This window comes from Nocardioides sp., from assembly GCF_014360585.1.
GTDB lineage: Bacteria > Actinomycetota > Actinomycetes > Propionibacteriales > Nocardioidaceae > Nocardioides.
On the sequence record NZ_JACIXG010000054.1, the window covers coordinates 14,978 to 33,665 of the forward strand.

General features: G+C 63.3%; 16 protein-coding genes and 1 pseudogene. 13 read left to right on the plus strand and 4 right to left on the minus strand.

The genetic code is table 11. The features are described 5' to 3' along the window. Window positions 1–15: 15 nt before the first annotated feature. Both H5T77_RS17255 and H5T77_RS17260 read right to left on the minus strand, forming a co-directional pair. Entirely contained in the window at window positions 16–186 is a 171-nt protein-coding gene (locus tag H5T77_RS17255; RefSeq protein WP_292651278.1) for a hypothetical protein, read from the minus strand. A 193-nt stretch (window positions 187–379) separates the two neighbouring features. Further along, window positions 380–1,264, minus strand: coding sequence for a spermidine synthase (locus H5T77_RS17260; RefSeq protein ID WP_292651279.1), 885 nt, complete (start codon window positions 1,262–1,264; stop codon window positions 380–382). A 125-nt stretch (window positions 1,265–1,389) separates the two neighbouring features. Between H5T77_RS17260 and H5T77_RS17265 the strand changes: the two genes are divergently transcribed. The 8 genes from H5T77_RS17265 to H5T77_RS17300 all read left to right on the plus strand — a co-directional run bounded on the left by H5T77_RS17265 (window position 1,390) and on the right by H5T77_RS17300 (window position 11,333). Beyond that, the gene (locus H5T77_RS17265) at window positions 1,390–2,754 is read left to right on the plus strand and encodes an RDD family protein (protein WP_292651280.1); all 1,365 of its coding nucleotides are present in this window, start codon (window positions 1,390–1,392) and stop codon (window positions 2,752–2,754) included. Between the two features lie 112 nt (window positions 2,755–2,866). Then, window positions 2,867–7,324: an FtsK/SpoIIIE domain-containing protein gene (locus H5T77_RS17270; protein ID WP_292651282.1), complete on the plus strand. Its 4,458-nt coding sequence runs from the start codon at window positions 2,867–2,869 to the stop codon at window positions 7,322–7,324. A gap of 117 nt (window positions 7,325–7,441) precedes the next feature. Further along, window positions 7,442–7,729 carry a WXG100 family type VII secretion target gene (locus H5T77_RS17275; protein WP_292651285.1) on the plus strand — a complete coding sequence of 96 codons (288 nt, stop codon included), beginning with the start codon at window positions 7,442–7,444 and terminating at the stop codon, window positions 7,727–7,729. Window positions 7,730–7,823: 94 nt separating this feature from the next. Beyond that, window positions 7,824–8,180 (plus strand): flagellar protein FlgN, encoded by a 357-nt coding sequence (locus tag H5T77_RS17280; RefSeq protein ID WP_292651287.1) that lies wholly within the window; start codon window positions 7,824–7,826, stop codon window positions 8,178–8,180. A gap of 48 nt (window positions 8,181–8,228) precedes the next feature. Further along, window positions 8,229–9,314, plus strand: a complete 1,086-nt coding sequence (locus tag H5T77_RS17285; RefSeq protein ID WP_292651288.1) for a hypothetical protein — start codon at window positions 8,229–8,231, stop codon at window positions 9,312–9,314. Window positions 9,315–9,372: 58 nt separating this feature from the next. Continuing rightward, entirely contained in the window at window positions 9,373–10,005 is a 633-nt protein-coding gene (locus H5T77_RS17290) for a hypothetical protein (protein WP_292651290.1), read from the plus strand. A gap of 46 nt (window positions 10,006–10,051) precedes the next feature. Beyond that, window positions 10,052–10,696, plus strand: coding sequence for a hypothetical protein (locus tag H5T77_RS17295; protein ID WP_292651292.1), 645 nt, complete (start codon window positions 10,052–10,054; stop codon window positions 10,694–10,696). Window position 10,697: 1 nt separating this feature from the next. Then, the gene (locus tag H5T77_RS17300) at window positions 10,698–11,333 is read left to right on the plus strand and encodes a protein TPRXL (protein WP_292651294.1); all 636 of its coding nucleotides are present in this window, start codon (window positions 10,698–10,700) and stop codon (window positions 11,331–11,333) included. Between the two features lie 283 nt (window positions 11,334–11,616). Here the strand turns inward: H5T77_RS17300 and H5T77_RS17305 are convergent, their stop codons facing one another. Continuing rightward, window positions 11,617–11,805, minus strand: coding sequence for a hypothetical protein (locus tag H5T77_RS17305; protein WP_292651295.1), 189 nt, complete (start codon window positions 11,803–11,805; stop codon window positions 11,617–11,619). A gap of 353 nt (window positions 11,806–12,158) precedes the next feature. After that, complete coding sequence (locus H5T77_RS17310) at window positions 12,159–13,379, minus strand: ISL3 family transposase (protein WP_292651297.1); 1,221 nt, start codon at window positions 13,377–13,379, stop codon at window positions 12,159–12,161. 260 nt (window positions 13,380–13,639) lie between these two features. On the opposite strand from H5T77_RS17310, the gene H5T77_RS17315 reads away from it, so the two are divergent. The 5 genes and pseudogenes from H5T77_RS17315 to H5T77_RS17335 all read left to right on the plus strand — a co-directional run bounded on the left by H5T77_RS17315 (window position 13,640) and on the right by H5T77_RS17335 (window position 18,306). Continuing rightward, window positions 13,640–14,392 carry an ABC transporter ATP-binding protein gene (locus H5T77_RS17315; protein ID WP_292651305.1) on the plus strand — a complete coding sequence of 251 codons (753 nt, stop codon included), beginning with the start codon at window positions 13,640–13,642 and terminating at the stop codon, window positions 14,390–14,392. A 14-nt stretch (window positions 14,393–14,406) separates the two neighbouring features. After that, window positions 14,407–15,528 (plus strand): annotated as a pseudogene (locus H5T77_RS17320) (AMP-dependent synthetase/ligase); the annotation flags it as partial. A 77-nt stretch (window positions 15,529–15,605) separates the two neighbouring features. Continuing rightward, window positions 15,606–16,229, plus strand: a complete 624-nt coding sequence (locus tag H5T77_RS17325) for an AMP-binding protein (RefSeq protein ID WP_292651299.1) — start codon at window positions 15,606–15,608, stop codon at window positions 16,227–16,229. After that, entirely contained in the window at window positions 16,226–17,119 is an 894-nt protein-coding gene (locus tag H5T77_RS17330) for a branched-chain amino acid ABC transporter permease (RefSeq protein ID WP_292651301.1), read from the plus strand. The genes H5T77_RS17325 and H5T77_RS17330 overlap by 4 nt, the downstream gene beginning before the upstream one ends. 89 nt (window positions 17,120–17,208) lie before the next feature. After that, window positions 17,209–18,306, plus strand: a complete 1,098-nt coding sequence (locus H5T77_RS17335; RefSeq protein WP_292651303.1) for a branched-chain amino acid ABC transporter permease — start codon at window positions 17,209–17,211, stop codon at window positions 18,304–18,306. Window positions 18,307–18,688 lie beyond the last annotated feature (382 nt).

Genomic DNA, 18,688 nt, shown 5'->3' on the forward strand with positions numbered 1-18,688 from the left:
ATCTTCAGATGCTGGTCATGCGGACCAGCGCACCGAGTCGTCGACGAAGTCGGCGAACACGTGAACACCGCGCAGGTCCTGTCGCTCGTCCATGAGCTTGGTCAGGGCACTGGCGTGCCGGAACTTGAGGCTGTGCTGCTTCGTGGAGCTGTTCGCCTCAGGCTTGGTCGCGGTGAGTGTTTCCATCGAGGTCCCCCCTGCAACGGATAGATGGTCTACATCGTGGTTTGTCCTGCGCATCAAGCATCCCGCCCGCAAGTCGCCGGCAGGTTGTTTGAACGTTACAAGCCGGTTTCGGTAAAAGAAATGTCTGACGATGCCTGCACTGGTATCTGCCGAGCGATAGGGCCGAATCTCGCTAGACAAAGAGGGCGGAAGGTCATTCCACGGCTGATCTGAGCGTGTCGACGGCCCGGCGGGTCTGCTCGAGGAGCCGGAGCGCGGCGCTCGCGTCGGGCAGGTTCGGCTCCGGGGACCAGAGCTGGTCGGCGTCGCTGATCGGAGAGGCTCCGTCGATGATCGGGTCGAGGTCGGTCACCAGCGCGCCCTTCGACGGGTCGCCGGCTAGCGCCGAGCGGATCGCCTCGCTGTCGATCGGGCACGCCGAGGCGATCAGCGTGGCGTTGCCGAACCTCGCGCCCGCGAGCGCGGAGCCCTGCACGATCATCGCGACATGCTCGAAGACCGTACGCAGCGTGGCGAGCTCACGGCGGGTGAAGAGCAGCTCGGGGCCGGCGACGGAGTTCAGCACCAGCCGGCCCTCCTCGCGCAGCGCGCTCCGCGCCGCTGTCATGCACTCCAGCGAGGTGAAGGCCGGCGGGATCCGGTTGCCGACGAAGATGTCGATGACGATGGCGTCGTGCTCCGAGCCTGGGTGGGCCTCCAGCCACGAGCGCGCGTCAGCCGTCTCAATGGTGATCCCGGCGGGCAACGGGAAACGTGACCTGGTGAGCTCGACCAGTGCGGGTTCGAGCTCGACGACCGTCTGGGTGGTCGCGGGCCACCGGTGGGCGACGGCGCGGGGGAGCGCGAGCAGTGCGCCGCCCAGGACTGCGGTCGTACGAGGTGCCTGGTCACCGAGCGCCGCCAGCATCCACCGGATCGAGGCGAGCTTCGGCGGCTGCGCGGGGTCTCCGAGGTGGGATTGCGCGACGCCGTCGATCTCGATGGCCCAGCCGTCCGGCTTTCGTACGAGATCGGCGGTGCTGCCGTCCGAGAAGACGATGCGCTCACGGCTCCCGGCCGGACCCGAGGGTGTTGACATACGTCGATCCTGCCAGACACCATCGCGCCCGGACCGGGACATTCCGGTAGCCTGCTGGCGTCGTTGATATGCGCGGCAGTACTCGGACATCGGGACTCGGACATCGGGCGTGAGGAGCTCTTGCGGTGGAGATATGGGAGGTCGCCGAAAATGACGACCGGATCGAGGGTCTCACCGCTGATGGCAAGCCGGATCCGGCTTACGCCGCCTCGCTCGGACTGAAGGACGCGCCGCTGGGGCGTCGCGCGCTCGCGGCCGCCGTCGACATCGCCTGCTACCTGATCCTGCAGGTCCCCTACCTCGTCTTCACGTTCCCGCTGCTGCTGAAGCTGGCCCAGGGCAAGTTCGGCTTCGCCCGCTTCCTGAGCCACCCCGACTTCCTGCTGGCGGCCATCGCCGGCGGTACGACCATCCTGCTGACCCTGATCTTCGTCATCGTCCAGATCGTCATGCACGGCCGCCGTGGAGTCACGCTGGGCAAGTCCCTCGCCGGGATCCGCTCGATCAACGTCAAGACCCTCGAGCGACCGGGAGTCGGCCGCTCCTTCCTCCGGGCCCTGGTCCTGTGGGGCTCCGGGATCATCCCGATCGCGCCGATCGTCTTCCTGGCCTCGCCTCTCTTCGACAAGGAGAAGCGGAGCCGCGGCTGGCATGACAAGGTCGCCGAGATGTGGATGGTCGACGTGCGCGAGGGCCTCGACCCCTACGACGAGAAGCGGATGCGTATCGCTCGGAAGACGGTCGCGGCTGAGCCCGTCGCTGAGCGGAAGTCGCTGCCCTCGCTCAGCACCCCCAACGCGCAGGATGCCGGCAGCTACCGCCCCTCGGGCCGGGTGAGCGCCGGCGTGCTCGGCGTCTCCCGCCCGAAGGCGAGGCCCGAGGAACCCGGGGTCTCGCCCGGCGGGGCGCTCGCGACCCCGCAGTCGGGTCCGGTGGCACCGAAGCCGGTGGCGCCGGCGATCCCGCCCTCGCGGGCCGTGACGCCCAACCAGGGGCAGACGGTGCCGCCGCCTCCGACCCCGACGCCCACCCCGGCTCCGACGCCCACCCCGGCCCCGCTCCCGACTCCGGCGCCGAATCCCACTCCGAACCCCATGCCGACCCCCGCCCCGGGCCACACCCCTGCGCCTACGACCGGCGGTCAGCAGCTTCAGGGGCAGGCGGGCCCTCGAGGAATCATGCTCAAGGTCGACTCCGGTGAGCGGATCCCCGTGGCCGGCCTGGTGCTGGTCGGCCGTGACCCTGCCCTGACGGAGAACACGCTCGGGGCGCGTACGGTCTCGATCATCGACGTGTCGGTCTCGAAGACCCACCTGTCCCTGCGCCCCAGCGGCGACGGTGTCGAGGTCACCGACCGAGGCTCGACCAACGGCACCGTGGTGATCCACGAGGGCGCCACCCGGCGACTGAACGCCTGGGAGCCGGTGCTCGCTCCGGTCGGCGCGATGATCCGGTTCGGCGACCGGTCCGCCCTGGTGCGTCGCGGGTGACCGCCACCTCCGCCGCACGATCGCGCGGCATGGCTTCTAGGCACGTTGACGAGGGGAACGAAGGATGAAGGTCAAGCTCACTCTGCATCGGCCTGGCGTTGCGCCTGCGGATGTGATCGTCACCGCTGACTCCACGGCGACGGCGGGCGACGTCGCTCGGCACATCGCCGACGCCGACCCGGCGCGCTCCGTGATCGCGGGTGAGCACGACGTCTTGACGCTGGCAGTCGCCCCGCCGACCGCCGACCGGATGGAGCCGCTCGAACCCGACGTACCCATCGGTGATGCGCCGATCGGGTCCGGCTTCGCGGCCGCGGTCGTCAACATGGGCCCGGACAACGAGATCACCGGCTCGCGTCGCAAGAGCGTCGGCGTGCTGCGCGCGATCGACGGTCCGGTGCGGGGGCAGGCGTTCCCGCTGACCACCGGTCACGCCTCGATCGGCCGTGGTCCCGACAACGAGATCGTGCTCGCCGACCCGATGGTCTCCAAGCGCCACGCCCGCATCGAGGTGGACCGCTCGGTCGAGCTGGTCGACCTCAACTCGGCCAACGGCGTCGTCGTCGACGGCACCCAGGTCTCCCGCGTACGTCTGGCACCGGACACTCCCGTCGTCATCGGCGGCACCACGCTGGTCATGCAGCTCTCGGCCGACTTCCTCTCCGCCGTCGAGGACCCCGTGCTGGAGCGTGGTGGCGGCCTGCTCTTCAACCGCAGCCCGCGCGTCGACGTCCGCTATCCCGGCACCGAGCACCCGCCGCCGTGGATGCCGACCGAGATGCAGAAGAAGCTGTTCCCGTGGTTCGTGCTGATCGCGCCGATCATCATGGCACTCTCTATCTACGCCATGACCGGCCGCGCCCGGGCGCTGCTGCTGGTCGTCATGACGCCGATGATGGCGATCGGCAACTACCTCAACCAGCACCGCCAGGCCGGCGCGAAGCAGGACCACGAGATCCAGCTCTTCGAGCGGCAGTTCGAGAAGCTGGAAGAGGTCTTCTACCGCAGCAAGCCCGAGGAGGAGCTCGCCCGCAACGAGGAGGTCCCGCCGGTCGCGGAGGTCTTCGAGCAGGCGATGCAGCTCGGCCCTCGGCTGTGGACCCGGCGTCCGGAGCACTGGAACTTCCTGGCCGTACGCCTCGGCACCACGCGCGCCCTGTCCCGCAACTCGATCGCCGAGCGCGACACCCAGAACGGTCTGCCCGAATACATCGAGCGCATCGACCGGCTGAAGGAGCGCTACAAGTACGTCGACGACGTGCCGTTGCTGGAGTCGCTGCCCGCGGTGGGCTCGGTGGGCGTCGCCGGTCCGGCCGGCCCGGCGGCCGATGCGATGCGCGGCATCGCGGTGCAGCTCTTCGGGCTGCACGCTCCCAACGAGGTCGTCAGCGTCGCCTTCGCCGACCCCGACTGGGTCGAGGAGTTCGAGTGGCTCAAGTGGCTGCCGCACACCACCTCGGAGACCAACCGCTTCAAGGACATGCCGCTGGCCGACTCCGCGCCGACGGCGAACGCCCTGCTCAGCGCGCTGGAGGAATACATCATGCGCGCCGGACGGACCGCGGAGCACCGCGGCCCGTTCCCGGAGAAGTGGAACCCGATGCAGTACGGCACCGACGTCGCTCGGGCCGGCGAGGAGACGAACGCACGAGTCCAGGTCTCGATCATCGTCTTCGTCACCAACGACGCGCCTGTGGACCGGGCCCGCCTGGTCCAGGTCCTCGAGCGGGGTGCCGATGTCGGCGTACACGCCGTCTTCCTCTCCTCGACCGTCGAGGCGCTGCCGGCGGTGTGCCGCAGCTATCTCGACGTCAGCGACGGTCTGGAGCGCGCCACCGTCGGACTGGTCCGCAACGGCGACCTCTTCCAGGGCGTCACCGTCGAGGGTGTCTCCAACGCCTACATGGAGATGTTCGCCAAGCGGCTCGCGCCGGTGGTGGACGCCAGCACCGTCGTCCACGACTCCTCCGACCTGCCGAACTCGGTCGGGTTCCTCTCCCTGGTCGGCAACGAGGTCGCCGAGGACCCTCACTCCATCATCGAGCGCTGGCGGCAGAACAACTCGATCATCGACCGCTCCGACCGGCCGCGGCCGCGGCTGAAGAAGGCGGGGAACCTGCGCGCCATCATCGGCCAGGGCGCCTCGGACGCGATGACGCTGGACCTGCGTACGCAGGGCCCGCACGCCCTCGTCGGCGGCACCACCGGTGCCGGTAAGTCGGAGTTCCTGCAGGCGTGGGTGCTCGGCATCGCCTCGGCCCACTCGCCGGACCGGGTGACGTTCCTCTTCGTCGACTACAAGGGCGGCTCGGCCTTCGCCGACTGCATCGAGCTGCCGCACTGTGTCGGCCTGGTGACCGACCTGAGCCCCCACCTCGTACGCCGCGCGCTGACCAGCCTCAAGGCCGAGCTGCACTATCGCGAGCACCTCTTCAACCGGAAGAAGGCAAAGGATCTTCTCGAGTTGGAGAAGCGGCAGGACCCGGAGTGCCCGCCTGCGTTGGTCCTGGTGATCGACGAGTTCGCCGCTCTGGCCGGTGAGGTGCCGGAGTTCGTCGACGGCGTCGTCGACATCGCCCAGCGAGGCCGTTCGCTCGGCATCCACCTGATCATGGCGACGCAGCGTCCGGCCGGTGTCATCAAGGACAACCTGAGGGCCAACACAAACCTTCGCGTCGCGCTGCGTATGGCCGACGAGACCGACTCCAAGGACGTCGTCGACGACCCGATCGCCGGGACCTTCCCGCCGTCGATACCGGGCCGCGGCATCGCGAAGACCGGGCCGGGTCGGCTGACCCCGTTCCAGTCGGCGTATGCGGGCGGTTGGACGCGCGACGACGAGGTGGTCACCGCCGACGTGAAGGTGGCCGAGCTCAAGTTCGGTTCGATCACCGAGTGGGAGCCGGAGCGTCCGCCGGAGAGCGACTCGCACGACGAGGACCTCGGCCCCAACGACCAGAAGCGGATCGTGGCCAACCTGATCAAGGCATCCGCCAGCGCCGGGCTGATGACCCCGCGGCGCCCGTGGCTCGACGACCTGGCGACCGTGGTCGACATGCGCGACCTCCCGTTGGAGGGCGACGGCCAGATCCTGCTGGGGCTCGCGGACATCCCGGAGCGGCAGCAGCAGAACGCGATCTACTTCACTCCCGACCGTGACGGCTCGCTGCTCATCTTCGGCTCCTCCGGTTCGGGCAAGTCGACGATGTTGAAGACGATCGCGACCGCTGCCGGAGCGCGTCCGGAGCTCGGCCCGGTCCAGGTCTACGGCCTCGACTTCGCCTCCGGCGCGCTGGGCGCGATCGCGCGTCTCCCGCACGTCGGCTCGATCATCGACGGCGACGACGCCGAGCGCCTGCAGCGACTGATGCGCACTCTCGAGCGGGAGATGGACCGCCGCTCAGAGCTCTTCTCCAAGGCCTCGGCCGCGAACCTCACCGAATACCGCGAGATCGCCGACCAGTCGATGCCGCGCATCCTGCTCCTGATCGACAACTACCCCGAGTTCAAGAAAGAGTGGGAGATCGCGGCCGGTCGCGCGCCGTTCTACCAGTCCTTCATGCGGGTCCTCGGTGAGGGACGCCCGCTTGGCGTCCACGCGGTGATCACCGCCGACCGCAGCGGCTCGGTGCCGACCGCGGTCTTCGCGAACATCCCGCGCCGCGTCGTCATGCGGCTCTCCGACCCGAGCCAGTACGTCCTGGTCGGAGCGCCCAAGGACGTACTCAACGAGCAGTCGGCGCCCGGCCGCGCCGTCGTCGACAAGGCCGAGGTGCAGCTCGCCGTCCTGGGCGGCACGACCAACGTCGCAGAGCAGACCAAGGCTCTCGACGAGCTCGTCGCGCAGCTGCGCGCTCAGGGCGTTCCCGAGGTCGGCGAGATCGGTGCCCTGCCCACGAAGGTCTCCAGCCAGTCCCTTCCCGCGCAGGTCAACGGCCAGCCCGTCTTCGGCATCGCCGACGACACCCTGGCGCCTCGTGGCTTCGACCCGATCGGTTCGTTCATCGTCACCGGCCCGCCGCAGTCGGGTAAGACCAACGTGCTCAAGGCGCTCGTCGAGTCCATGGAACGCTTCGACCCCGAGGTGAAGCTCTTCCACCTCGGCAGCCGTCGTGCCATGCTCGGCGACTTCCGGCCCTGGGTACGCAGCGCCACCCGCCCCGACGACGAGAAGACGCTCGTCACCGAGCTCGCCGAGATCGTCGCCGACGAGTCCTTCCCCGGCCGCATCATGATCGTCGCCGAGGACATGACCCACCTGGCGGACGGTCCCGCCGACCGCCCGATGCGGGCCCTGCTGCAGGCGATCAACAACTCCGACCACCTCTTCGTCGGCGACGCCGACGTCACCCGCGCCGGCGGCGGCTCGGGTGTCATGGGTGAGTGGAAGGCCGCGCGCCAGGGAATCGTGCTCAAACCGGACACCTACGACGGCGACACGCTGTTCAAGGTTCCGTTCGGAAAGCTCAAGCGCACCGACTTCCCAGCGGGTCGTGGAATCTTCGTCCAGGCCGGTCGGACAGTGACCATGCAGATGCCTCTGGCGAGCGACAACGAGAACGCCGTATGAACGAGGCAACGAACCCGTTTTTACCCTTCACAGGGAAGAAGAGAGTGGTCTACGTTGGCCACCGGCGTCCGCTGACGGGGCGTCTTGAAATGGAAACCGCGGGAAAGGGAATGATCGATGAGTGACTTCGGGGCAACATACGACGAGATGACCGGCACCGCCGACAAGCTCGACCAGGGCAAGGACACGATCGAGTCCGCGCTGGACGAGTGCCAGGGTTACGTCGACGAGCTCGTGCAGGACGGGTTCAAGACGGAGAAGGCGTCGGGCAAGTTCCAGGACGGCTACACCGAGATGACCACGGGTCTGAAGGACGCCATTGCTGGTGTCGAGGACATGGCCCAGTCGCTGCGCGACATGGCCAGCGCGATCCAGGACTTGGACTCGCAGCTCGCCGGCGGCTGAGTCCCCTCTAGGGCGGGGCGGCGCAGTGGCGCCGTCCTGCCCCTAAGCCGGTATTTGGACTCGGCCTTGACGGCAGAACGAAGGGAGCCTGGCTATGGCAGACGTCAAGATCAACATCGAAACGCTAGATCGTATCGCGTCTCAGCTGGACGCGATCGTCACGGAGTTCGAGAACGCGACGAGCAACTCTGAAGAGCTCGAGGCGGCTATCGCCAAACCCTACGGTCGTAGTGAACTCCGTGAGAAGGCGCAGGACTTCGAGGAACGCTGGGACGGTAAGCGGGAGAAACTCAAAGAGAGTCTCGACGAGCTCCACAAGCATGTCAAGGGCGTCGTTGACGGATTCACGAACTGGGACAGCGAGACCGCCCTCCAGTTCGAGTCAAACACATCGGTACAGGCGCCCGGTTCGCCAGGAAACGCGCCGGCGAGTTCACCGGCCGCGGTTTGAACACGCGCGAAACTCTGAAACCAAGGGCTCGAACGAAGGAGGACGGCCATGGACTCATCCCCAAAGGGCAGGGAGATCAAAACCGTTGAGGGGGATCCGTCAGCGATCATCTCGCGCGGCAACTGGATCGAGACCCTGGGCGGTATGATGGAGGACTGCGCCGAAGAGCTGCAGTTGATCGCCATGCATGACCTCGCGAGCGGCGCGATGGATGGCAAAGCGGTCGAGAAACTTCAGGACAAGATCGGTGACTCGTGGGAGACGCTCCGCGAGGCCGCACAGTTGTATCGACCCGTTGGTCCGGTTATCGCGACCTACGGCGAAGAGCTCCAGCAGTGGCAGCCCCTCATCAGGTCGCAGGTCGACACATGTGAGGACCTATGGGCAAAGTACGACGGACTGCCTGGTGCGCCGACGCACATCCTCCCAGGTACTGAACCCGAGGCGGGGAGTCCTGAGGCCGAGCAGGAGCAGGAGGCTGCTCAAGCCAAAGTGCAAGCGCGCGACGACTGGGAGAACGCGGCGGAGACCTGGGACAACTACTATGACTCCTGGGAAGATGCATACGATGCGGCCGTCAACGGCATCGGCAACGAGATGGCCGGCACGATCGAGGATGGCTTCTGGGAGGTTCTCGACGACATCATCTCGGTCCTCGAGTACATAGCGCTTGGCCTCTTCATAATCGCGTTGTTCGTTGCTGGCCCTTTTGCTGCCATCGCCTTTGTTATTTCGGCGGCCATTCTGCTCGCGCGGGCAGCGCAGTTCTGCGCAGGAGAGTGCACGTGGCAAGAGTTGGCGTTGGCCGCGCTTGACGTGATTCCGTTCGGAAAATTTGGAAAAATGGCCTCGAGCATAGGCGAGCTTGGCACTCAGGCCTCAAAGTGGAACAAGTTCACAAAGGGACTTTCGGTCGCTGGTGGGTTTGATGACATGGCAGTGGCTAGGAAGCCATTTTCCGACATCATGACCGGCCTGCACACGGGCCTCGACGTTCGAGATATCGAGCGAGTTTCATCGGGCAATATATGGGCGGCCGCGGGTGAAATGCAAGGATCGGTAATCAAGCAGGTCGGTGCTCTCTACGGCCATGTGAACACCGCGGTCGGTGGGGTACAAGCGGTTACGGCATGATGACGCAATAATTTACAGGTGCCGGGATCATTCGGGACAATTCAATTGGAGATCGAATATGGAACGCGTTTGGCGCGCCGATGGTGTTTATCCGGCCGATAACTGGTCAGAGATTCCTGCGACCTCGGGCCAGATGGGCGACGAATGGATTGCCGCCGAATGCACGCGGATCAGGGCCGCGTTGGGCGACAACTGGACCGCGGATGTACAGAGGGAGTTCCGTCGCTTGTTGGCGAACGCTCTGGAATCATCGAACGAGCCTGGAACGCTGTTGACGATGCTGCATTGGCCTGTGGCGCTCCCGCTTATCAGCCGAGTTCGTGTTCTTCTTGCCGACGGTGCGCCGTTCGACCCAAAGGCGTGGGAAAGGGCGGGATTCGACGTTAGTGAGTATCCGGGCGCCGAATTGGGGCCCGGGGCCGTTTGTCTTGCCACTCGCGATGTTGGTGTAGGTGATAACAGATCGCAATTTCACACAGCGGCATACGCATTCTCGTCTGGTTCCGATGGCATCGCGGTCATCGTTGAGTCAGGATCCAGGGAAGTGTTCGAGTTGACCGTCGCTTTTATGCCTGCAATCCTGGGAAACATGCGTATCACCCAGCCGAACGGTGGTGCTTTCGAGAGTAAGCCGATTCCTGGCGTTACGCGCGATATTGTCGACGAGTGGAAAGTTGCGAACCATGCCTAAACCAGTGGCTCCGAAGCCGGTCAACTGGGCATCCATGATTCCAGCGATGCAGACTTTCAACATTGACCAGTTGAATCGTGTCGTAATCGACTATGCTTACATCGAGTTAGAGGCACTCAAGCGGCGCAATCGACGCCCTTCGATGCTGCGGATGTTGTCGCCGATCATGTATTGGATTGCGATCGCTGGAGTCTTGGCGCCATTTCTGTCTGTCGCTGCGATCGTCGGCTCGGACGATCCGACGATCGAGCTCGTCGGAGCTTTCGCGGGTGGCGCGTTGGGTTGTGCTTCGATCCTGTACTTCTATGTGCCTTGGTCGCAATCCGAGTATCGCCAGTGGGACCCGACGGCGTCCACGCTCTCGGTGCTGACCGGTGTCTTTAGTGCCGTCGCCCTGGCGTTGACATTCGCGGGCGTGCCCGACGCTGATCAGCCAGCGATTCTGGCAGCTCCGGTCGGTGTTCTCCTCGTTGTGGTGATCGGCACACTCGTGGCTCGTTATCGAGGATACTCAACTGAGATGCCGCCACGCATTAATGTGCGAGACTTGTCGTCGGATGAGATGGCGGTTCTTCTAAAGAGTCGTCGGCAGGGATTGGTCCGGCTTCGGGGTCGCGGAATTATTACGCATGCTGAGTTCGAGACGTTTGATGAGATCCCTCTCAGTTCGCAAACGGGCAGCGAGGTTTGAGATGTCTGTTGAGTCAGGAAGTTCGTTGCGAGAGATGCTTGGAGCGGCCAAGGACCCCGATTTCAGCCTCAAGCTCCTGCCTGGCTGGGAACGGCATACGCCTAATTCTGCAGACCGGGCTGCGATCGATGAAGCACTAAGGCGTCGGATGATGGCTGCCAATCGCCCCGATCTGCATGCTGCGCTCAAAGTACACCTGGACCAAACGTTTCGGTCTATGCAGGAGCAAGGAGTCATTGCATACTTCGCCGCTACCTCGGAGGCCGAGGGCGAGGGCAGAGCTTATGTTCCTGGCTCGATCGTGGCGACGATCAGACGTTCGCCCGCCGGCGAGAGTCTGGATGCGTATGTCGCCGACGCGATTCGCAACCTCGGAGCGACCCCGTTGTTCCAGGATAAGCGGTTCATTCGCTTCGAACGTGAGTCCACCAAGACTGTCGAGGGCGAGCCGGTTGAGGTTTCCACGATCTGTTACATCACGCCGGTTCCAGGATCGAATAGGCGTCGTGGTCTTCAGTTGACGGCTTCCTTGGCGCGCCCACCGGAGATGAAGGCAACGGACGAGATGTTTGTTGGGTGGAAGATGGCCTTGGATGTCTGTGTCTCTACTCTGCGGTGGGAGCGGCCGGCAGGGTAGTCCCTGAGGCTGCGGCACTCGTACGGCGCGGGGCGACGCAGACGGCGTCCAATGGACGGGGAGCCGTCCGTCGTCGCGGGTCGCAGAGCTGTGATTAAGTGAACGTCATTGTTGCTCCTTCGGTCTGCGGCCCTTGTGCGCGTTGCTTGCGCGGAAGAAGGACTTCGAAAGATAGGCGAAGTGGTCCGGGCCTGTTGGGACTCGATGAGCCGCAGTGACATCGGGGCGCTCGAGTATCGCCACGTGGGTGGCGTGAGTTCGACGCGAGTGCCAAGCAGGTGCGCTAGCGGACGGAGTCGACGGTCATCACCACCGCGACGACCAGAACTCCGACGGCGAAGACTGCGCCTACGAGGGTGAGGCTGCCGTAGGCGATGGGGTAGAACCACCGCTCAAACCTGTTCAGCGGCAGCTCGTTGTTGTACGGCCCCTTGGGGTCGTACAACACTTCGACGGCGTCACCGGTCTTCATGTCCGGGGCACCGCCTTCACTACGGCCGTAGCGGCTCCCGCCGGTCTCAGGAGCGGTGAACGTGTAGTTGACGTTGTATCTCGTCGAGCCGGGCCCACCGCTGGTGTCCACCTTCTATGCCCGGGTGACACGCGCGGTGGTCCGAACCCAGTTGCGGCTGTTGACGGCTCGCTTCCAGGCGCCCCCCGAGGTTCAGATAGCCCGCCGCGCAGATCGCCATGCCGGCGAGGACGCAAAGGATCATCCCGATGGCGTCTTCCATTTCCATCCTGGGATGTGTCCTCTCTGCCTTCAGACGGGGATCAGGTCGAGGGACGCGAGGATCACGAAGATGCCGCCCAAAGGGGCTCTTCTCAGATCAGGTGGGGGTGGCTGAGTCCGCCGCCGATGAGGAGCATGCGTAGTCGGTAGTGGTCGGGGTTGGGGATGCCGCGGGCGATGCGGCGGTGGAGTTCGATGAGCCCGTTGAGGGCTTCGGTGGGTCCGTTGTTCGCGCGGTTGGTGTCCCAGTACGCGAGGAACGCTTCGCGCCAGCGGGTCAGGGTCTTGCCCAGGCGTTTGATCTCTGGGATCGGGCAGGTCGGGAAGGTCTTCAAGACGTGCTCGGCGATCCGGCGGCCGGCGGCGAGGTCCTCGGTGGCGTAAGCGGTCCGGAGTTGTTGGGCGCACTGCCAGGCGAGGTAGACCTCGTCGTGGCGAGGGTCGGCGAGCACGGCCTTGTGGAGCCGGGCTTGTTGTTTCTCGGTGAGGTTCTCGGCGCCGGCGCGCAAGATGTTGCGGATCCCGTAGAGCGGGTCGCCCTTGCGGCCGCGGTGGCCGTGGATCTGTTGCTGGATGCGGCGGCGGACCTCGTCGACCGCGGTGGTGCCGAGCTTCACCACGTGGAAGGCGTCCAGGATCGCGACCGCGTCGTCGAGGTGGTCATCTATCGCCTTCTTGTAGCCGGTGAACGGATCCAGGGTGGCTTCCTTGATTCCAGCCCGGAAGCTGTGACCGCGGGTGGTGAGCCAGTCGCCGTAGACCTTCCCGGACCGTCCCGCGACCAGGTCGAGGAGTCTGGTCTTGGGCCGTCCGTGCTGGTCAGGGGTCAGATCGCTCATCCCGGTGAACTCCTTCGGGCCCCGGCCACCCTGCGCAACCGGACGGGTGGAGCCGTGATGCCACACGTGCTCGTCGACACCGAGGCGTTCGACACCGTCGAAGCGGGACTCGTCGGCGGCCATCGCTTCGAGCAGAGGCTTGATCGCCGTCCACAGCGTCGCCCACGCGCACCCCAGTTGGCGGGCCAGGCCGAGCACCGAGGCGTGCTCGCGGCGGATCTGGTTGATCGCCCACCAACACGCCCGCGTGGACAGCTTGGCGCGTGGGGCCGCGACACGGTCGTCTTGCTCGGTGAACGACCCCGTCGGGCACAACGCCTCGCGACATCGCCAGGTCCGCTTGCGCCACACCAGCCGCACGGGACGGCCGAAGCAGGGCACGTCGACGAGCTGGACCAGTCGCCGGCCCTTGGAGTGCGCGATCACCCCGCAGGTCGGGCAGCCCATCAGGCCCGGTGGCGACTCGACCGTCACACTCAGCCGTTGTCGGTGATCATCGCGGTCAACGGCGATGACGTGGAGCCCATCAAGGCCCACGAGGAGGTCACAGTTGAGGCAGTAGCGAGCGTCGTGGCGACAGCACGACGCCACGCCCGTAGGGTCGGACACGTCGAGGCCTTCGGGGAATGGTTGCTTGGTCGCTACCGATCTTGGAGGCCTCGACCCCTGCTACAGCCGCATCACGCCGACACCGGCGAGCCGCTCACCCCCACCTGACCTGAGAAGAGCCCGTTATCGGTCCGAATGGCGCAGGAAAGACCTCGATCTTCAATGTCTTAAGCGGTATATTCCAGCCCACGTCGGGCTCTGTCAGCTTCGCGGGATGCGACATAACCGGGTTAAGCCCGCAGCAAATCGCTAGCGCTGGTATGTCGCGGGCTTTCCAAAACATCGAACTGTTCGGGAACTTGGACCTAGTTGACAACCTCATGGTGGGTAGGCATCGCCATATACGTTACTCACCATGGTCTGCAGCGTTCTGGACTCGGCGCGTGCGCGCGGAGGAAGATGCCAGCCGAGAGGTCGTCGAGGAAATTGTCGAGTTCTTAGAGCTGCAACATTACCGCGACAAGCCTGTCCGACTTCTTCCGTACGGAGTGCAAAAGCGAATCGAACTGGGGAGAGCCTTAGCGATGGAGCCGACCTTACTGCTCCTCGATGAGCCGGTGGCTGGAATGAACGTCGAAGAGACGGAGGATATGGCGCGATTCATCATGGATATCCGAGCGGATCTCGAGATCCCAATCGTACTCGTTGAGCACGACATGGGATTCGTCATGGACCTTGCGGATCGAGTCTTGGCTCTTGAATTCGGACGACCTATTTCGGTGGACATCCCCAGTGTGATTCAGCAACACCCTGGCGTGATTGCCTCTTATCTGGGCCACGCCGCCCAAGCGCCAGACCAGGGTTCGACCGAGGACCCGGCCAGAGGCGGCGCAGGTCTCCCTGTCTCATCAGTCACCCAAGGCGATGATGGGCGATGACGCAGGAGCCTTATATGACAGTCGCGCAAAGGGTCGCCCAATGGGCTGAAAAGACTCCAGACGTTGTGGCGTTGAGGCACAAGGAGCTTGGTGTCTGGCGCGGTATCAGTTGGTCTCAGTACTGGGACCAAGTGACCGACGTCGGACACGCATTTCTAGCGTTAGGCTTAATGGCCGGTGCCCGCGTGGCGATTCACGCGGAGAATCGACCAGAGTGGCTCATGTGAGACGTTGCATGTAATGCTGTCCGGGCGACCAGCGTCGGCATCTACCCGACAAATCCTACCGCCGAGACTGAGTATCTGCTTCGGAATTCCTCTGCGGCGATCTTGATCGCCGAGGATCAGGAGCAGGTTGACAAGGTTCTTGCCGCGACTGGTTTGCCTGACCTCGTGAGAATCGTGTATATCGAGCCCCGCGGGGTTCGCGAATACGACGACCCACGGCTGATGGCATGGAGCGACTTCTTGGAAGTGGGAAGACACCATCGGATGCAGCACCCATCGGCACTCACAGACCGTATGGACGAGGCAGAACCCGCGGACATCGCCACCCTCATCTATACGTCAGGTACCACTGGACCCCCAAAGGGGGCAATGCTGACTAACCTCAATATCGATTTCAGTATCCAGACCTTGGTTCTGGGCGGTGGCTTCTCGAGCCCACCACCCACGCAGGACGACTTGTTGTTGTCCTATCTCCCGCTCTCACATGTCGCTGAGAGGACGTTTAGCGTCTGGTTCAATGCCGGAAGCGGCTGCCAAATCGCTTTTGCAGAATCCATCGAAACTGTGGCGACGGATTTGGTTGAGGTTCAGCCCACCATCTTCCTCGGGGTGCCTCGAATCTGGGAGAAGTTGATGTCGAGCATCATTGTGCGAACCCACGCCGCCACCGCTTTGAAGCGATGGTGGTACCGAGCCTGGATGAAACTCGCTTCCGGGGAGGCCTCCCGGTTGGCACATGCACGAGGTCGTCGCTCTCTCATGGGCAGGGTTTGGTACTGGATGGGATACGTGGCCCTCTTCCGGGCTCTGCAAGATCGGATCGGGTTGCGGCGCTGCCGGTTCGCGGCGTCCGGCGCGGCGCCCATCTCCCCCGAGGTACTGACATTCTTCATGGGTATTGGGGTCCCAATGCATGAAATTTACGGCATGACTGAGAACTGTGCCATAGCGACGGCAAACAAGCCGGGAGCCATCAATGTAGGACCGTGGGGAAACCGCACGACGATATTGAGTTGCCATTGGACCCGGAAAATGGGGAAGTGTTGGTCCGGCACCCTGGCGTATTCGCTGGATATTGGCATTTGCCCGAGGCGACGGCTGCAGCTATTGACCAGGACGGCTGGCTGCACACCGGCGACGTAGGCGAATGGGTCGAGGACGATTACCTTCGGATAACGGACCGAATGAAGGACATCATTATCACAGCCGGCGGTAAGAACATTTCCCCCTCTGAGATTGAGAATGCCATCCGTAGTTCGCCCTACGTCAAGGAGGCGGTTGTCATAGGCGACCGCCGTCCCTATCTCACTGCCCTAATCGAAGTAGATGCGGAAACGATGGCCGACTGGGCGCTTCGACGACAACTCCCGTACACGACCTACCGCGATTTAACACAGAAACCTGAGACGACAGAACTGATTGGCGAGATCATCATGGAAGTCAATAAGCAATTTGCTCGCGTGGAGGGAATCAAGAAGTTCCGTCTGCTTCCGAAGGAATTGGATCACGAGGACGGCGATCTCACCGCCACGCAAAAGGTCAAGCGAAGCTCCATCGAGGAGTCTTTCGGCGAATTGGTCGAAACGATGTATGGATCGGGCCCAAAATGACAATATTGCTTCAGACCTTAGCAACCGGCCTAGCAATCGGTTCTGTCTACACCCTTCTCGCTGTTGGCTTCGTCATGATTTACAAGGCCACGCGGGTCATCAATTTCGCGCACCCGTCCTTGATGCTTGTGGGTGCTACGACTACCGCCCTTCTGACCGTCCAACTCTCCGTTCCTTTCTTCGTCTCAGTTCTCGCGTCGGTGGCGGTCGTCGCGCTTTTGGCGGCTGTCATCGAACGGCTGGCGGTTCGGCCCATGATTGGAAAGTCCGTTTTCGCGATCGTATTGGCAACCATCGGCCTGGATGTTGCCGTTCGCGTTGTGGCCGGACGATGGATCGGCAACGCCGTTCGACCTATCAGAGATCCATGGGGACTGGATACGGTGGCGATGGGCGGAGTAATTGTCCAGCAACGCCACATCGCGACGTTTTTCGTGATGGTCTTATGTGTCGGCGCTCTATATCTCTTCTTTCAACATTCTCGATTCGGCTTGGCCATGCGGGCCACTGCCCTCGACCAAGAGGCTGCTGCGGTGCAAGGGATATCTGTGGGAAGGGTCTTCGCAGTTTCTTGGCTGATCGCGGGCGCTCTTGCTGCCGTCGCAGGGTCATTTGCAAGCAGTGGGGTCGGGGTGGATCAACAAACCTGGCTGATTGCCTTGAAGGCACTTCCAGCTGTGATCATTGGAGGACTCGACAGCATTCAAGGTGCCCTCGTCGGTGGGCTTACTGTGGGTATCGTCGAAGCGGTGGTTGCGGTCTATCAACCTGGCGCTATACCGGTCCTTGGACAATCGTTCGCGTTGGTGGCGCCTTACGTTGCGATGTTCCTAGTCCTTCTGGTCAGGCCGTTCGGCATATGGGGGACACGGGAAGTTGAGCGGGTATGAACAGTAATCGCGGGTTGGCCGCGCTCTCTGCTGGACGTGCGCGGCCGCCACATGTGGTGGCGGACCGCAAGGTCCGGCACCGACACCGCATGTACACTTCGTACGCTCAGCAGCGCGCGATTTTAAACACAGGGGCGAGAAGAAAATCCGTCCTGCTCATCGCTGGAATGGCAGTCGCCCTCACGTTCATGATGCCAGACGAGGATCTCGTATTGCTTAGCGTTGGTCTAGCGGCGGCGATCGGTGCAATCGGGCTGAACCTTGTCACCGGGTACGCTGGCCAGATCTCTCTTGGGCACGCCTTCTTTGTTGGATTGGGCGCTTATACCGCGTCATGTTTGGGCGCTACGGGACCGGGACGGGAGGTGGCATTGGGATGGGACGGCCTCGTTTGGTTTCCCGCGGCCTTCGTGTTGACAGGGGTTGTGGGAGTGGTCCTGGCGCCGGTGGCTGTGCGCCTACGTGGCCTTTACCTCGCGATTGTTACGCTGGGACTCGTATTGATAGGTGTTCACTTCTTCCGTGAACTCACCCACATAACTGGTGGTGCGGGGCTTGGCAGAAGTGGGCCAAGTTTCACTTTCGCTGGGTTTGAGTTGGATGTCGACAGAAACTTTCTTGGTCTGGTGATGACAGGCGAGCAAATATCCTATCTCTTTGTCCTTATAGTGATGATCGCAATGGCAGCATGTGCCAGCAATCTTGTCCGCTCGCGTCTGGGGCGAGCATTCGCTGCGATTCGTGACCGCGATTTGGTCGCTGACCCGATGGGCATTGACCCATTTCGAGTCAAGATGACCGCGTTCGGTGTGTCATCCGCTTACGCAGGCGCAGCCGGTGCGCTGCTAGCGGCTATCACTGGCTATATCGAGCCATCTGGATTCGGCTTGTCAATGTCCATCCAGTATCTCGCGATGATTCTATTGGGAGGTCTGGCATCAATCTCCGGTTCTATAGCTGGGGCGTTGTTCATTACAGTGTTGCCGCGGCTGTCCCAGTCGCTGGCTGGACTATTGCCGTTCATGGACGATAGTGGAAGCGGCGCCGGTTTGTTGACGGCGTTCCAGCTCGAACAGATTCTGTACGGCCTCCTTATCGTGCTATTTGTTTTGGTCGAGCCCGGCGGCTTGGTGGGTATCTGGAATCGTATTCGAAGTTATTGGCGGTCCTTCCCGTTCACCTATTAACGAATGGTGGGTACCTAGTGCCGCGGATTGAAAGTGGTTGACGGTTGGCCTTCTTGAGGACCACTTCGGGGGTTCTTGGTGCACACGAAGGTGTAGCGCTGCCGTTCCAGCCGTCGATGAACGCATGGATCTTGGTGCTGAGGTGCTTGACGGACTCGAACACGCCGCAGCGGATGGCCAGTAGCTCGACCATGCCGAGTCAGACCTCGACCAGATTGATGGCTCTTCACAATCCAGGGTGTAGTCGGGGTCTGATGTGAAGTCTCAAGAGATCGAGGACGCTTCTGTCTCGTGACATCGTGGACAGCCGGTCTCACGACATCGTGGCCGGTTCGGTTCAGCTATGGACTCGAACCACGTGGCCGCAGACGTGCGGTGGAGA

Bases quoted from the DNA above. Each gene is read 5' to 3' on its own strand.
- H5T77_RS17330 (WP_292651301.1), top strand. From the start codon at position 16,226: ATGACAATATTGCTTCAGACCTTAGCAACCGGCCTAGCAATCGGTTCT.
- H5T77_RS17305 (WP_292651295.1), bottom strand. From the start codon at position 11,805: ATGAAGACCGGTGACGCCGTCGAAGTGTTGTACGACCCCAAGGGGCCG.
- H5T77_RS17260 (WP_292651279.1), bottom strand. From the start codon at position 1,264: ATGTCAACACCCTCGGGTCCGGCCGGGAGCCGTGAGCGCATCGTCTTC.
- H5T77_RS17295 (WP_292651292.1), top strand. From the start codon at position 10,052: ATGCAGACTTTCAACATTGACCAGTTGAATCGTGTCGTAATCGACTAT.
- H5T77_RS17290 (WP_292651290.1), top strand. From the start codon at position 9,373: ATGGAACGCGTTTGGCGCGCCGATGGTGTTTATCCGGCCGATAACTGG.
- H5T77_RS17255 (WP_292651278.1), bottom strand. From the start codon at position 186: ATGGAAACACTCACCGCGACCAAGCCTGAGGCGAACAGCTCCACGAAG.
- H5T77_RS17280 (WP_292651287.1), top strand. From the start codon at position 7,824: ATGGCAGACGTCAAGATCAACATCGAAACGCTAGATCGTATCGCGTCT.
- H5T77_RS17285 (WP_292651288.1), top strand. From the start codon at position 8,229: ATGGACTCATCCCCAAAGGGCAGGGAGATCAAAACCGTTGAGGGGGAT.
- H5T77_RS17275 (WP_292651285.1), top strand. From the start codon at position 7,442: ATGAGTGACTTCGGGGCAACATACGACGAGATGACCGGCACCGCCGAC.
- H5T77_RS17335 (WP_292651303.1), top strand. From the start codon at position 17,209: ATGTACACTTCGTACGCTCAGCAGCGCGCGATTTTAAACACAGGGGCG.
- H5T77_RS17300 (WP_292651294.1), top strand. From the start codon at position 10,698: ATGTCTGTTGAGTCAGGAAGTTCGTTGCGAGAGATGCTTGGAGCGGCC.